The 14,009-nt window shown below is 69.4% G+C and carries 12 protein-coding genes and 1 pseudogene; 4 read left to right on the top strand and 9 right to left on the bottom strand.

Features of this window, described 5'->3' with window-relative positions; translation table 11 throughout:
- Nucleotides 1-18: 18 nt before the first annotated feature.
- The 4 genes from AQJ84_RS08180 to AQJ84_RS08165 all read right to left on the bottom strand — a co-directional run bounded on the left by AQJ84_RS08180 (nt 19) and on the right by AQJ84_RS08165 (nt 5,065).
- Entirely contained in the window at nt 19-1,224 is a 1,206-nt protein-coding gene (locus AQJ84_RS08180) for a CaiB/BaiF CoA transferase family protein (protein WP_078632397.1), read from the bottom strand.
- A 153-nt stretch (nt 1,225-1,377) separates the two neighbouring features.
- Nucleotides 1,378-2,280, bottom strand: a complete 903-nt coding sequence (locus AQJ84_RS08175) for a LysR family transcriptional regulator (protein WP_225877451.1) — start codon at nt 2,278-2,280, stop codon at nt 1,378-1,380.
- Between the two features lie 406 nt (nt 2,281-2,686).
- On the bottom strand, nt 2,687-4,405 hold the full coding sequence (locus AQJ84_RS08170) for an acyl-CoA dehydrogenase family protein (protein ID WP_030044752.1): 1,719 nt from the start codon (nt 4,403-4,405) through the stop codon (nt 2,687-2,689).
- A gap of 93 nt (nt 4,406-4,498) precedes the next feature.
- Nucleotides 4,499-5,065, bottom strand: a complete 567-nt coding sequence (locus tag AQJ84_RS08165; protein ID WP_030044753.1) for a PadR family transcriptional regulator — start codon at nt 5,063-5,065, stop codon at nt 4,499-4,501.
- A gap of 223 nt (nt 5,066-5,288) precedes the next feature.
- Between AQJ84_RS08165 and AQJ84_RS08160 the strand changes: the two genes are divergently transcribed.
- Together AQJ84_RS08160 and AQJ84_RS08155 are read left to right on the top strand one after the other, a co-directional pair.
- Nucleotides 5,289-5,858 carry a PadR family transcriptional regulator gene (locus tag AQJ84_RS08160; protein WP_030044754.1) on the top strand — a complete coding sequence of 190 codons (570 nt, stop codon included), beginning with the start codon at nt 5,289-5,291 and terminating at the stop codon, nt 5,856-5,858.
- Nucleotides 5,845-6,663 (top strand): SGNH/GDSL hydrolase family protein, encoded by an 819-nt coding sequence (locus AQJ84_RS08155; protein WP_053191987.1) that lies wholly within the window; start codon nt 5,845-5,847, stop codon nt 6,661-6,663. The genes AQJ84_RS08160 and AQJ84_RS08155 overlap by 14 nt, the downstream gene beginning before the upstream one ends.
- A 96-nt stretch (nt 6,664-6,759) precedes the next feature.
- Here AQJ84_RS08155 and AQJ84_RS08150 read toward each other — a convergent pair whose 3' ends face one another.
- Together AQJ84_RS08150 and AQJ84_RS43975 are read right to left on the bottom strand one after the other, a co-directional pair.
- Nucleotides 6,760-7,782, bottom strand: a complete 1,023-nt coding sequence (locus tag AQJ84_RS08150; protein ID WP_374935410.1) for a S66 peptidase family protein — start codon at nt 7,780-7,782, stop codon at nt 6,760-6,762.
- 174 nt (nt 7,783-7,956) lie between these two features.
- Complete coding sequence (locus tag AQJ84_RS43975) at nt 7,957-8,037, bottom strand: hypothetical protein (RefSeq protein WP_259294342.1); 81 nt, start codon at nt 8,035-8,037, stop codon at nt 7,957-7,959.
- 135 nt (nt 8,038-8,172) lie between these two features.
- Between AQJ84_RS43975 and AQJ84_RS45240 the strand changes: the two are divergent.
- A pseudogene (locus AQJ84_RS45240) lies at nt 8,173-8,277 on the top strand (IclR family transcriptional regulator); the annotation flags it as partial.
- A gap of 173 nt (nt 8,278-8,450) precedes the next feature.
- Here AQJ84_RS45240 and AQJ84_RS08140 read toward each other — a convergent pair.
- Nucleotides 8,451-9,764, bottom strand: coding sequence for a glycoside hydrolase family 30 beta sandwich domain-containing protein (locus AQJ84_RS08140; RefSeq protein ID WP_053191985.1), 1,314 nt, complete (start codon nt 9,762-9,764; stop codon nt 8,451-8,453).
- Between the two features lie 409 nt (nt 9,765-10,173).
- On the opposite strand from AQJ84_RS08140, the gene AQJ84_RS08135 reads away from it, so the two are divergent.
- Nucleotides 10,174-10,353 (top strand): hypothetical protein, encoded by a 180-nt coding sequence (locus tag AQJ84_RS08135; RefSeq protein WP_030044758.1) that lies wholly within the window; start codon nt 10,174-10,176, stop codon nt 10,351-10,353.
- Between the two features lie 4 nt (nt 10,354-10,357).
- Here the strand turns inward: AQJ84_RS08135 and AQJ84_RS08130 are convergent, their stop codons facing one another.
- Nucleotides 10,358-12,526 carry a 2-oxo acid dehydrogenase subunit E2 gene (locus AQJ84_RS08130; protein WP_079022699.1) on the bottom strand — a complete coding sequence of 723 codons (2,169 nt, stop codon included), beginning with the start codon at nt 12,524-12,526 and terminating at the stop codon, nt 10,358-10,360.
- A 1-nt stretch (nt 12,527) separates the two neighbouring features.
- Complete coding sequence (locus AQJ84_RS08125; RefSeq protein ID WP_051870263.1) at nt 12,528-13,559, bottom strand: thiamine pyrophosphate-dependent enzyme; 1,032 nt, start codon at nt 13,557-13,559, stop codon at nt 12,528-12,530.
- Nucleotides 13,560-14,009: the final 450 nt, after the last annotated feature.

Genomic DNA, 14,009 nt, shown 5'->3' with positions numbered 1-14,009 from the left:
AGTACCGGTTCGGTCGGCTCAGCGGGTGGCCAGCTCACCGAGCACGTCCGCGGTGTCCTGGCCAGGGACCCGGGCGAGGCGGCGGATCGAGCCGGGCGTGGCGGAGAACCTCACCGGGATGCCGACGGTGCGGATGGAACCCTCGGTCGGGTGCTCGACGGTGTCGAGGAGGTGGCCGTCGCGGACGTACTCGTCCTCGTGGGCCCGGTCCAGCTCCAGCACCGGTGCCATCGGGATGCTGTGCTTGCTGCACACCTCGGTCCACTGAGCGGTGGTCAGCGCCGGAGCGCACTGGTCGATCAGCTCGGCCAGGGCCTCGTGGTCGGCGCCGTCGATGGCCTCGCCGTTGACGCGCGGGTCCGCGGCCAGGTCCGGGCGCCCTGCGGCGGCGAAGAAGTCGCGGAAGTTGCGCGGGTTGTAGGGGATCACACACGCGAGACCGTCCTTGGTACGCACCGCCCGGTGTCCCTTGGTCATGGACAGCGGGAACCCGGTGCTGCCCTGCGTGGGCTCGTACACGTGCCCGGACAGGTGCTCGACCAGGTTGAACGCGATCAGCGTGTCCGTCATGGGGATCTCGATCCGCTGGCCCTGCCCGGTCTTGTCGCGGTGCACCAGCGCTGCCAGGACGCTGTAGGCGATGGTCAGCGAGGAGACCTTGTCGCCGAGGATGGTCGGCAGGTAGACCGGTTCGCCCAGCGCGCGGTTGGCGATGTCGACCAGACCGGAGGAAGCCTGCACGGTCTCGTCGTAGGCGGCGTCCCCGACCCGGTCGGAGTCGCTGCGGAAGCCCTGGGCGTGTGCGTAGACCAGGCCCGGGTTGCGCTCGGCGACGTCTTCGTAGGTCATGCCCAGGCGGCTGAGCGCGTTCGGGCGCATGTTGGTGATCAACACGTCCGAGGTGTCGATCAGTTCGAGGGCCTGTGCGCGCTCGGCCTCGTTCTTGAGGTTGAGCTCGACGCTGCGCTTGTTGCGGTTGACGTTGAGGCTGAGCGGGGTCATGCCGGGCGTGGTGCGGTACTGGCCCACTCGCACGGTGTCGGCGGGCGACTCGATCTTGATCACGTCGGCGCCGAGGTCGCCCAGAATCTGGGCCGCGTACGGGCCCATCACCACCGTGGAGAGGTCGATGACGCGGACACCGTCCAGGGGGCCGGTGATGGTGTCGGCAGTTGTTTCGGTCGCGGCGCCGGTCGTCGTGCCGGTCGTGGTGATGTCCGTCATTGTTCTTCCTTTCACACCCTGCTTCGTTGCTCTGTCATCGAAGTTAGTGGCGAAGGAAGAAAAACGGAATGATCTTGTTGCGAACAGCGGTATGACCACAGCGATAACACCATCGCGGGACGCGACCGGACGCGATCCCCCTCTCAATTCCTGTCAGATATCGAGAGGTTCACCGAAGATGTCACGAGCGGCGTCGACGAGCTCTTCGAGGTCGCCACCTTGAGCGCGCTCACGGTGCCAGAGCAGGGCCGTGTCCAGGCGGGGCCGGAAATCCGAGAAGGGAAGAATGGTCACGTTCTCCACCCGGTAACCCTGCATGGGGCTTCTGGCGTCGAGCATCGAAATGGAGAATGCCAGCCCGCAGGAAATGATTTCGGAGGCCGCGCCGAAGCCCGTGTTGGTGAGCTTGATGCGTTTCCTGACCCCGAGTTCCGACAACTGACGGTCGAGCTCGTCGAAATACGCCGGAGTTATCTCCGCGGGTGAGGCGACGTAGGGGAGGTCGGTCAGCTCGGCCAGTGCGATGGAGTCCCGCTCGGCGAACCGGTCCGCCGGCACCACCGCGCCGAGCCGCTCCGACATCACCGTCAGCTGTTCCAGCGCCGGGTCGGCGACCGGGAGCCGGGCCAGCGTCAACGCGAGTCTGCCGTCGCGCACGGCGTTGACCAGGTCGGCGGTGGCGCCGGGCCAGCGCTTGAGCTCGAACCGCTCACGGACGCGACCGGCGAGGGCCTTGACCCGTTCACGCAGGTCCGGGTGAACACCGGCGGGCATGCCGAGGAACACGGTGCCGCGCTGCGGCCGCATGGCCTCGCGCAGCCGCCAGGGAATGGAGTTGACCTGCTCCAGTACGTCGCGCGCGATGGGCAGCAGCGCGGCGCCGGCCGGGGTGAGCATCACGTGGTGGGTACTGCGGTCGAACAACCTGTGCCCGATCTCGTGCTCGAGATCCTTGATCCGCTGACTCAGCGGGGGCGTCGACATGTGCAGTCTGCGGGCTGCGGCGGTGAAGTTCAGTTCCTCGGCGACGGCGACGAAGTATCGCAGGTGCAGCATCTCCACCCGGCCAACCCTATCCGGCGGGAGGGATTCCGCTCCGCCCGGGCTTCACCATCCGCGCGTAGGGCGCGTCGGCCTGGCCACCGGCAACGGCGACGCGCCGATACACGGTGGGACGTGGCAACCGGCGCACTCAGCAGGACCTTGAACGGGCCCACAGAGTGCGAACCGTCGTCGACGTTCAGTCCTGACGGGCCCGGACCGGTCCGGCCCGCCCTGCTGAGCCGAGGGGCATGACCCCGCCGGTACCCGCCATGGCGACGACCGCGGCGGGTATGTGGCGAAGCCGGCGCAACGTACCGTGGCCCTCCGCGCGGCAGGTCGCGCGGAGGGCCACAGTGCGAGCGCTAATGCTCCCGAGGACTCTGACCGTCGCGTGGCGACGAGCCCCCCAGGCGGACTGTCACGGCGCCATCTCGTACGCCCCGGACAGTGCCTCCACGCGCTCCCAGACGCGCCCCGACCGCGCTTCGTCGACGACGGGACGCCGGACGGCACCGAGCGCCCAGCGCTGCTGATCCACGGTGGCGGAGTCCTTGCCGTGCAGTTCGACGGCGAAGGCGGAGAAGTCGCGGACGAGGACCGAGAACAGCTCGTCGAGCACGTCCTCGTCAAGGTCCGTCAGGCGGGCCTGCTCCAGGATCAGCTGGCCGTGCACCACCAGCGCGAACAGCTGGCCCACGGCGAGAAGAAGATCGAGGTCGCGGCTCTGCTCCTCGTCGGGGGCCGCGGTGGCGACGAACTCGCACAGGGCGTCGGCCTGCTCGCGGAACCGGGCGACGTTCGGCACGCCGGCGTACGCGTCGTAGGCGGGGCGCCAGTCGTGGAAGCGCACGGAGCCCAGGCCACGAGCCGGTCCCTGTTCGAAGAGGAACGTGTCGTCGGCCGCGTCGAGGCGGGTCGGTACGGCCGCGAACTCGGCCGGGTTCAGGAGGTGGTTGCGCATGAACTTGAGGATCAGCGCCAGGTTGACGTGGACCGTGCCCTCGAGCTTGGGCAACCCCCTGATCTCGACGGCGGCCTGGGCGAAGTAGGTGTCCTTCTCGAAGCCCTTGGCGGCGATCACGTCCCACATCAGGTCGATGACCTTCTCGCCCTCCGTGGTCACCTTCATCTTCGTCATCGGGTTGAAGAGCAGGTAGCGGCGGTCGTCCGGCGAGGCGGAGCGGAAGTAGTCGACGGCGCGGTCGCTGAACAGCTTCATGCCGACGAGACGGACGTACGCGTCGGCCAGCTCGCGGCGCACGTGTGGGAAGGCGGTGACGGGGCGGCCGTAAAGGATGCGGCTGTGGGCGTGGGTCACCGCCTCGTACATCGCGTGCTCGCAGATGCCGATCGAGGCGGTGCAGAGATTGAACTTGCCGACGTTGACGGTGTTGAGGGCGGCGTCGAAGGCGGCGCGGCCGGTGTGCAGGACGTCGTCCGGGCCCACCGGGTAACCCTCGAGGCGGAACTCACTGACGTACTTCGAGGAGTCGACGACGTTCTGCACGAGGTGATAGGCCGGGTGGCGGCTGTCCGCGGCGAAGAACACGTAGCCGTCGGGGCCCTCCACGTCGGTGCGTCGACCGAAGACCGAGACGAGGCCGGCGGCATTGCCGTTGCCGATGTAGTACTTGGAGCCCGTCGCCGTGAAGCCGCCGCTGCCGTCCGGCGTCAGCAGCATGTCGGTGGAGTAGATGTCGGCGCCATGGGTCTTCTCGGAGAGACCGAAGGCGAACACCTCACCCTGGGCGAGGAGTTCTGCCGCACGGGTGCGCGCCGCGGTGTTGTCGCTCTGCCAGACCGGTCCGAGACCGAGGATGGTCACCTGCCACGCGTACCAGTAGTCGAGCCCGTAGAACCCGAAGATCTCGTTGAGGGCGGCGATCCGGGCCGTGTCCCAGCGCCGGCCCTCGCGTCCGGCGGCGGACGCCGGGGTGAGGAACGTGGCGAACAGCCCTTCCTTGGCTGCGAACGCGAGGAAGTCGGCCAGCCAGGCGCGGGAACGGTAGTCCTCGATGAGCCTGCGCTTGCCGCGGTCCTCGAACCAGTCGACGGTGGCACGCAGCAACCTGCGGGTCTCGGGGTCGAACCGCGCCGGGTCGTACGTACGGGGGTTGAAGAGGAGGGAGTCGGCCACAGGGGTCCGCCTTCCGAGGGTTGAGGGTTGCGGGATGAGGGATGAGGGTGCAGGTCTGAAGGTCGCGGAGCGCGGGCCGCGGCGGCCGGCAGGTCAGGCCGGCGAGGGTGACGTGCCGAGCCGGCGGAGTGTGCCGAGTACGTCGTCGAGCCAGGCGATCGTCATCCGCTCGTACGCGATGCCGCCGCGCAGCACGACATGCTGCAGCTCCTGACCGGCGTCGAGCGGGGTGGGAGCCGCCGGGCCGGTGAAGTCGCGCAGTTCCCCGGCCTGATAGTGCGCCAGCCGGTCGATGTGCACCTGGCGGTGCCGTTCGACCTCACGGATCAGCACAGACGGGTCGTCGAAGGCCGCGCCTCGGATCTTGACGGCGAGTTCGTGCCGCATGCTCTCGGGTTGGATCGACTGGTGCAGCCACTGAGAGAGGACGGCGCGGCCGGGGCCTACGACGGAGTACTCCTTCTTGTCCGGTCGGCTCTGCTGCGACAGCTCGCGGACGGCGAGCAGGCCCTCGCTCTCCATGCGCTTGAGAACGCGGTAGATCTGCTGATGCGTGGCGGTCCAGAAGTATCCGATGGACCGCTCGAAACGCCGGGCCAGCTCATAGCCGGAGCCCGGCTTCTCCAGCAGGGAGACGAGGATCGCGTGCTCGAGCGCCATAGCCCGATCCTTCTATGCAACTCGTTGCATAGCCAAGGGGTGCCGGCCAGGTGAGACGGGGCTCACGCGGGGCGGCAATGTGACTGTCCCCCGACGCCGCAACGGCCGCCCACACCGCCGGGCGTGTCCCTGGTCAGCCCCGTGCCCTGATACACAAGGAAGTGATTAGTCATTTTCTTGAGTATGATGCAGCTGCGGACAAGGGAAGGAAGGGGCTGCTTCGATGGCCTTGCGACACGCCGTGCTGGCGGCGCTGCTGGACGGCGAGTACAGCGGATACCAGCTGGCGAAGGCGTTCGACGTCGGCGTCGCGAACTTCTGGCACGCCCTGCCCCAGCAGCTGTACGCCGAGCTGACCAGGCTGGAGAAGGAAGGGCTGGTCGCGGGTCGGCAGGTGATCCAGGAAAACCGGCCCAACAAGCGGTTGTTCCACGTCACCGACGCCGGCCGCGCCGAGCTGGAAGAGTTCGCCGCAGCCGTGGCGAAGCCCTCGTTCATCCGCGACGATCTGCTCGTCAAGGTCCAGGTCGCCGACCGCATCGGTACCGCGTCGGTGATCGAACAGCTCGAAGAGCGAGCGTCTGCGGCCGAGGCCAAGATCGAGCTTCTCGGCAAGCTGCTGCGTCAACTTCGCGGTGACGCGGACGAGGAGGAGTTCCTGCGCCGAGGCGAGCGGATCGGGCCGTACCTCACCTGCCTGCGCGGCATCGCCTTCGAGCAGGGCCACCGGGACTGGTGCCTGCGGATCGCAACCGTCCTGCGGGAAAGGCGGACGACTCATGCCGAGCGGTGAATACATGCGCTACGTCGCCCTGGGCGACAGCCAGACCGAGGGGCTGGGCGACGGGGACGACACCGTCGGCCTGCGCGGCTTCGCCGACCGGCTCGCCGAGCACCTCGCAGCCGTCAACCCCGGGCTTCGGTACGCCAATCTGGCCGTACGAGGACGTACCGCCGGCCAGATCCGCACGGAACAGCTGGGGCCTGCCCTGGCCCTGCGTCCCGACCTGGCCACCGTCGTCGCCGGGGTCAACGACCTGCTCCGGCCCCGGTTCAACGCCGCAGAGGTGACCGGGCACCTGGAAGAGATGTTCGCCGCGCTCACGGATGCTGGGACCCACGTGGTGACACTGACCTTCCCCCACATCGGAGCGATCGCGCCCCTTGCCCGGCCCATCAGGTCCCGCGTGTTCGACCTCAATGCCGGCATCCGCGCTGCGGCCGCCCGCCACGGGGTCGCGGTCGCCGAAACCGGCCGACCGGCCGTCACCACCGACCCGCGGCTGTGGACCGCGGACCGTCTGCACGCCAGCCCCCTCGGCCACGAACGGATCGCCGCAGCCCTCGCCCAAGCCATCCACCTGCCCGGCAGCGACGACGCCTGGACGCTCCCCCTCCCGCCGCAGAGGCTTCCCAGCGGCTGGCAGGCCGCGGGAGCCGAACTGCGCTGGGCGGCCGCACACCTCGGCCCCTGGCTCGGACGCCGTCTGCGCGGCCGGTCCTCCGGTGACGGCCGCACCGCGAAACGCCCCCAACTCCTGCCCGTGAGTACCACGTCCGACTCCGCGGCGGACACCGGTCACCGGCACTCCGCGTAGGGACGGCATCGCGCGGGACCCAAGGACCAGGTCCGGGGAGCAGGATCGATCACGATCCGGGCACGCCCCATGAAGAAGCCCGCTGATCCGCGTTGCTCAGCCGCCCGGTCCGGTCACCGTGAGCGGGCGTACCGCCGGTTCGAGCAGCGACAATGTGAGCTGCTGCGCGTCGAGGGCGACGCGGATGCCGACCGGCATCGGCAGATTCGGGCCGGCGTGTCCGACCTCGACGTTGCCCAGGACCGGGATGTCACGGTCGCCGAGGACGTCGAGGACCATCTCTTGCAGGGTCGGGGACGCGTCGGGCGAGTCGAGTCCGTCGATCGCGGTCGGGATGCCCACGACCATGCCGGCGATTCGATCAAGGACGCCGGCGTGCCGCAGTACCTGTAGGTAGCTCCACACATGCGATGCCTGGCCGCCCAGCTCCTCCCAGAACAGCACCGCGCCGTCGAACCATTCGAGCGGCAGCGCGTAGCGCGTCGCCTGGTTCAGCACGATGCGATTGATCACCCCGCCGATCAGCCGGCCTTCGGCGCGACCGGCACGCCAGCACTCCCACGACGGGGTGGCCGGCAGCGCACCGATCGGCTCCGTCCCGGTCAGCAGCGTCAAGTAGAGCTTCTCCAGCACCGCTTGGCGCGCTGCGGGCGCGGCCTGCCAGTGCCCGCCGAGTCCAGGGGTGGCCACGTCGGCGTGGAACCCGACCAGACCCGTGCGCGCGTAGAGCGCCAGATGCAGAAGCGAGATGTCGCTGTAGCCGAGGATCGGCTTGGGGTCGGCCATGATCGCCTCGACGTCGATCATGTCGAGGTAGCCGAACACCGTCTGGCCGCCGTCATGCGCGATGATCGCGCGCACCTCAGGATCACGCAGCAGACCGTTGAGTTCCCTGGCGATCTCCGCCGGCGTGGCCGCGCTCCACCAGCGGTGCCGCCCCGCTTCGAGCAGCGGCGCCCGACGCACGCGGAATCCCATCCGCTGAAGCACGGCTACCGCCTTCTCGAGGTCGGGCTCATGAACGGCGTGGAGGGGCCCGGACAGCGATGCGACGACGACGAGATCTCCCGGCCTCAGGGCACGAGGCCGAAGCAGTCGAGGCAGTTCGGTAAGAGGCACCGAGGCAGTATCCCGACACCCTCAGCGACACGCGACATATTTACCGATCAACCACCCAGCAGGGTTTGCCCCCATCCGGGTCACCCCGCACCAGGTCGGGTCATGCGCCGCACGATGTCCACCCAGGCGGCCTGCAAGCGCGCGACGGGCACCTCGCGCTCCTTGCGCAGGTAGTCACGTCATCGGCTCGTCGGTGCCGTTCTGGTGCTCGTGGAAGGCCCAGCTCGGCGTCAGCAGCAGATCGCCGCGGCGCATCGCCACCGCGGCACCGTCGACGTTGGTTCACACGCCCTCGCCGTCGACGACGAACCGGAGGGCACCCTGGCGGTGGGAGGGGGCGACCTCGCGCGGGCCCAGATAACGGACGCGGCCCGCGAGACCACTCACCTGATGGTCCTGGAGGGCAACGGAACCCGTTTCCTGGACGGCGTGGAGGGGCCCCAGACGCTGCGCGTCGGCTTCCGGACCGGCACACTCCTGCCCGCCCACCCGACCTCAGGCGGCAAGGACCTGCTCGGGGAACTCCCGCTGGACCGACTCAGGGCGCTCTACGCCAACGGGCTCCCCGGCGACGGGGCGGTCGCGCCGCGCGACTTCGAGCGCCTTGCCACTGTTGCGGTTCACCAGTCCGCACTAAACGCCGCTGCCGCTCCCGCCAGGAGCCTCGGTCACGCCGCCACGAAGGTGGTCACGCTTCGAGCGGGAAGCGTGGCGGTGAAGGAGCCGTTCGACACGCCGGTCGCGCCCTGGGGTGCGACGTTCCTGCTCGCGTCGGTCAACCAGGACGAGGCGCTGGACGCCGTGCTGTTCGCCAGGGTGAACCGCTGACTCACCGCGGATGTCCCCTTGTTGACGGCCACCACGACGACCGTGGACCTACCGCCCCGGTACGCCGAGACGTAGACGTTCGACGCCGGGTTCGCCGTCGCCTCGATCCGCACGTACCCGGGGCGGACGAACCTGGCGAAGTGCGCCATGCCGGCGCCGCGCTTGCTGATCCGGCCGTCCTCCCGCATGGGACCGTAACTGCGCCGGATGTACCACCAGATGTACGCCTGGAACTCGGCGTCCACCATGGCACGGTGGATGTGCTCCGCCACGTCCAGCGCCTGCGGCCAGAGGTCCGCCGAATCGCTGCTGTTGGGGTAGTAGACCTCGGTCATCCAGAGTTCCTTGCCCGCCCCCTTCTGCTTGAAGAGGGGGTAGGGGAAGTCCGCGAACTGCGTGCCGTAGAGGTGGGCCCCGATGATGTCCACGTTGGCGAGCGCCGCGGAGTCGTTGAGGATCGGGTCCGAGATGTTCTTCCGGTACTGGAAGGACTCGGGCGCGATGACCCTGGTGCCGATCGAGCCGGCGTTCTCCCGCAGGAAACGGACCATTTCGGCGGGAGTCCACCACGTCCAGTCATGAGCGTAGTCGGGCTCGTTCTGCACCGATATGCCGTACAGGTTCACCCCGTTGTTCCTCAGGAACCCGTTGAAGTCGTTGAGGTGCTGGGCGTAGGCGCCGTACATGTCGTGCCTGAGGCGTTTCGCGTCCGTCTGAGTGCCGCGGACGAAGGTCTCGACCATGCGGGCGGGGGGATTCCACGGCGACGCGATGACAGTCGCCCCGAGCTCGGTCGCGCGCCTCGCCGTCGCCAGGTCACGGCTCCAGTCCGTCTGGTTCTCGGGGACGGGGATCCTCAGCACGGAGAAGCCCAGTCGGCCCTCGCCGGTGCCGAACGCCGTGTCCCGCTGGGCGGCTGACAGGTCGCCGATCCAGGCGGTATGGGTCATGCCGCCGAAGCCTCGGATCGTCTGCCGCTGCGCCGACGGGTCGATGACCGCCGTGGCGGCGGCCGTCACGGCCGCCGCTCCCGAAGTCCCCACGGTCGACGCCGTGGCCGTGAGGACCGGCAGGGCCCCCATCGTCGCCAGGACGGTCCTCCGGCTCGGCGATCTCCGCTCGCTGCTCGCGGGCTCATTCCGACCTTGCGTCATGTCTCCTCCTCTTGGCCGTTGGCACTGATCCGCGCTGTACCTATGGGAGCGCTCCCATCATCAGAGATGACTACGCGCTGGTCTCGCTCGGGGAGAGGTGCTTCTGGCGCTGCTCGGCCTGCCCTTGACGGCTTCGACCGCGTGGCGGTTGACGCGACGCCAAGACGGTTCGACATGACGAACGGCATGCAGAATCTCGAGGATTTGGTAAGCGGGTAAATTAACGACTGGTCACGCCACCGTCAAGCCTCGGCGTGCGATGCAGCGCGAGCGGGGACGCAGGGCCAGTTACCGAGGTGCGCCCGATCCGGCCCGCATGCCGGATCCACATGGTGCCCGAACAGTGCGACGCGGGCAGCGCTCTCGCCGGCTCGACTGCGGCTCTCGCAGAGGCTCCGGTCGCGCCCTCATGGTGGACGCACGCACGGGCGGCGGGTGGCCGGACCCGCCGCCGGTGCGCGAGGGAGGGCTGGAGAAGTCCGGCATGACCGTCACCGTCACCCGTGGGGTGAACCTCAACTCCCGTACGGTCTACGCCTTCGGCCTACGACACCTCCGGCGATGCCGTGAGCGGGTCGAGCTGTTCTGATTCCTCATTGGCTTGTTCCGGGGCTCTGTGCGGCAGTGATGCGGGCGATCACATGGCGCAGGAATCCGGCCGCGACACCGCCGTCGCAGACGCGGTGGTCGAAGGTCAGAGACAAGTGAACGACCTTGCGTACCTCCACGCGGCCGTCCACCACCCAGGGACGGTCGACGAGGCGGCCGAAGCCGAGCATCGCCGTCTGGGGGTGGTTGAGGATCGGGGTGGCACCGTCGACCCCGAGGGGACCGTAATTGTTGAGGGTGAAGGTGCCACCGGTGAGGTGGCCGGCGGGGACCGCGTCACGCCGGGCGAGGTCGGTGAGGCGGCGCAGTTCGGCGGCGAGGGCGTCGAGCGGCAGCCGGTCGGCGTCCCGCACGACGGGAACGACCAGGCCGTGGTCGGTCTGAGCGGCGAAGCCGAGGTGCACGTGCGGCAGCCGGACGATCTCCGCCCGGCCGGCGTCCACCCGGGCGTTCAGTTCGGGGAAGGCGGCGAGCCCGGAGAGGCAGGCCTGGGCCAGCAGCGGAAGCAGACCCGTGCCGTGGGTGTCGCGGGCAGTGAGCAGGCCGGTGGCATCGGCGTCCGCCCAGATGGTGAGGGCGGGTGTGTCGCGGTGGGCGCGGAGGAACTTCTCGGCGGCTGCGTCGAGGGGGATGCGGATGCCCGGCTGGTGAGAGGTTTCGAGCTCACCGTCCTCCGAGGGGCCCGCCTTGTTCCCGACGAGGGCACGTCGCGCTCCGGTTCCGTACCCGGTGAGCACTGCCCCCGACCCGGTCTCGGCAGAGGTGTCCGCACTCGAGCCTGCCCCAGCAGACGAGTCCGCACTCACCCCGCCCTCCCCCGAAGTCTGCGCCACCGACATCAGCGGCGCCCCGACCTTGACGACCTCTCCGGCAGCGCAGTGCAGGGCGGTCACCGTCCCGGCGAACGGGCTGGGCAGCGTGACGACGGACTTGGCCGTCTCGACCTCGGCCACGGCCTGGTCGTGGGTGACGTGATCGCCCACGGCGACCGTCCATTCCAGTACCTCGGCCTCCGCCAGACCTTCACCCAGGTCCGGCAGTTGGAAGGTTCGTACGGTCCGGCTGTCGGTGCCCGTCCCGGCGGCGGGCACCGGAATTGCCCGTCCTACGCCCGCGCCCGATCGTCCGCCGTCGGGCAGCAGCCGCCGCAACCCCTCCAGCACCCGCCCGGCACCCGGCAGATGCGCGCTCTCCAGCAGCGGTGGCGGGTAGGGGATGTCGAGGCCCGTGACGCGCAGCACGGGGGCCCGCAGAGCGTCGAAGCAGCGCTCCTGGACCTGCGCGGCGATCTCTGCGCCGACCCCGGCGAAGCCCTGTGCCTCGTGCACGACCAGGCAGCGGCCGGTGCGCCGTACCGACTCGGTGAGGGCGTGGTCGTCGAGCGGGACGATGGTGCGCAGGTCCAGCACCTCGACGTCCATGCCCTCGGTCGCCGCCTCCCGGGCGGCCTCCAGGGCGACGGCGACCGACGGGCCGTACGCGACGAGCGTGGCGGCGGTGCCGGGGCGGCGGACCGCTGCGGTACCGAACGGCTCGGTGCGTGACGGCAGTCGGACGTCTTCCTTCGTCCAGTAACGGCGCTTGGGTTCCAGGAACACCACGGGGTCCGGGTCGTCGATGGCCTCCCGCAGGAGTGAGTACGCGTCAGCCACCGTCGCGGGGGTGACGACCTTCAGGCCCGCCGTGTGCGCGTAGTAGGCCTCGCTGGAGTCGCTGTGGTGCTCGACTCCGCCGATCCCGCCGCCGTAGGGGACGCGTATGACGAGGGGGAGGGTGAGGGCACCGCGTGTGCGGTTGCGGAGCTTGGCGATGTGGGAGGCGATCTGTTCGAACGCCGGGTAGGCGAACGCGTCGAACTGCATCTCCACGACGGGCCGGAACCCGGCCATCGCCATACCGACCGCGAGTCCCGCGATGCCCGCCTCGCAGGCCGGGGTGTCGAAGCAGCGCCGTTCGCCGAAGGTGTCCGCGAGCCCGTCGGTGATCCGGAAGACTCCGCCGAGCCGGCCGACGTCCTCCCCGAAGACGACGACCCGCTCGTCCGCGTCGAGCGCGTCCCGCAGGGCGGAGTTCAGGGCCTTCGCCATCGTGGTGGCCGTCGCACTCGTGGCCGTCGCACTCGTGGTGGCCGTCGCCCGATTCGTCACCGTCATGTCAGCGTCCTTCCAACTCGGCACGCAGGGCGGCCCGTTGCTCGGTCAGTTGCGGGGTAGGGGCGCTGAACACATGGTCGAGGAGAGCGAGCGGGTCCACGGCGGGGTCCTCGGCGAGGCGGGTGCGGAGGCCGGCCGCGTACTCCTCGGCCTCGGCCGCCGTGGTGGTGATGTCGTCCTCGGTGAGCAGGCCGCGGTCGCGCAGGCGGGTCTCCAGCCGGTCGATCGGGTCGCGCCCACGCCAGTGCTCGGCCTCCTCCACCGGACGGTAGCGGGACGGGTCGTCGGCGCTGGTGTGCGGGCCCATGCGGTAGGTGTGGGCCTCGACCAGCCAGGGGCCGCCGCCCGCCCGCGCGTCCTCGACGGCGGCGGTCAGGACGGCGAGTACGGCCACCGCGTCATTGCCGTCCACCTGCTCGGAGCGGACGCCGTGGCCAACGCCCTTGTACGCCAGGCTCGGTGCCGCCGTCTGGTCGGCGAGCGGCACGGAGAGGGCGTACCGGTTGTTCTGCACGAGGAAGACCACCGGTGCGCGCAGGACACCCGCGAGGTTCAGGGCCTCGTGGAAGTCCCCCTCGCTCGTGGCGCCGTCCCCGAGCAGGGCGAGGGCAACCGTGTCCGTGCCCTTGAGGCGCTCGCCGTGGGCGAGGCCGGTGGCGTGGACGGCGTGGGTGGCCAGCGGGGTGCACTGGGGCGCGGTGCGGTGCCGTGCGGGGTCGTAGCCGCAGTGTCCGTCGCCGCGCATCAGGGTCAACGCCTCGACGGGGTCGATGCCACGGCTCATCAGGGCCGTGCAGTCGCGGTACGTGGGGAACAGCCAGTCGGTGTCGCGCAGGGCGAGCGCGGCGCCGACCTGGCAGGCCTCCTGGCCGAGGCTGGACGGGTGGACCGCGAGCCTGCCCTGACGGGCGAGCGCGGTCGCCTGCACGTCGAAGCGGCGCCCGACAACCATCTTCCGGTACGCGGCGAGGAGTTCCTCGGGCTCGGGCTCCTTGTATTCCCGGGCGGATTCATCGTTCGACCGGCCGAACATTCCTGGGTTCGGCAGACCGAACGCGTCCGGCGGGGCGGATTCCCCGACTTTTGCATTCGTTGGGGAAAAGCTGACCGGAATATAGGAAGGGAGCCATGGCGAAGGTGAAGAACCCGCCCACTCCGCCGCGACTTCACGAGTCGACTCTTCGCCCATTTTCCCCGCCGTTCCATCGTCGAGACACGTGCGCCACGGATCGTCACCCAGGGCCCAAGGAAGCTCAACTACGCCACTGAGAAGGGAAGATGAAGCGGAACTGAACACTCCATTGGTATATACCTACTCGCGCTCGGGAACGGAACGTCAACTGTGCGTTAGGGAAATGGCAATATGCAAGTCGCTCCGCATTTGCAGTGTCCCGGTTGCAATTGACGCCGAAGCGCGGCTCTGCGGAAGGCACTGGAAAATGTCCCGAGTACACCCCCAAGTACGCCCGGGAAATCGGCACTA

The sequence above is a fragment of the Streptomyces resistomycificus genome (assembly GCF_001514265.1).
GTDB classification, from domain to species: domain Bacteria; phylum Actinomycetota; class Actinomycetes; order Streptomycetales; family Streptomycetaceae; genus Streptomyces; species Streptomyces resistomycificus.
Note: the sequence above shows the minus strand (reverse complement) of the source record. Positions and strands in the feature narration are given on the sequence as shown.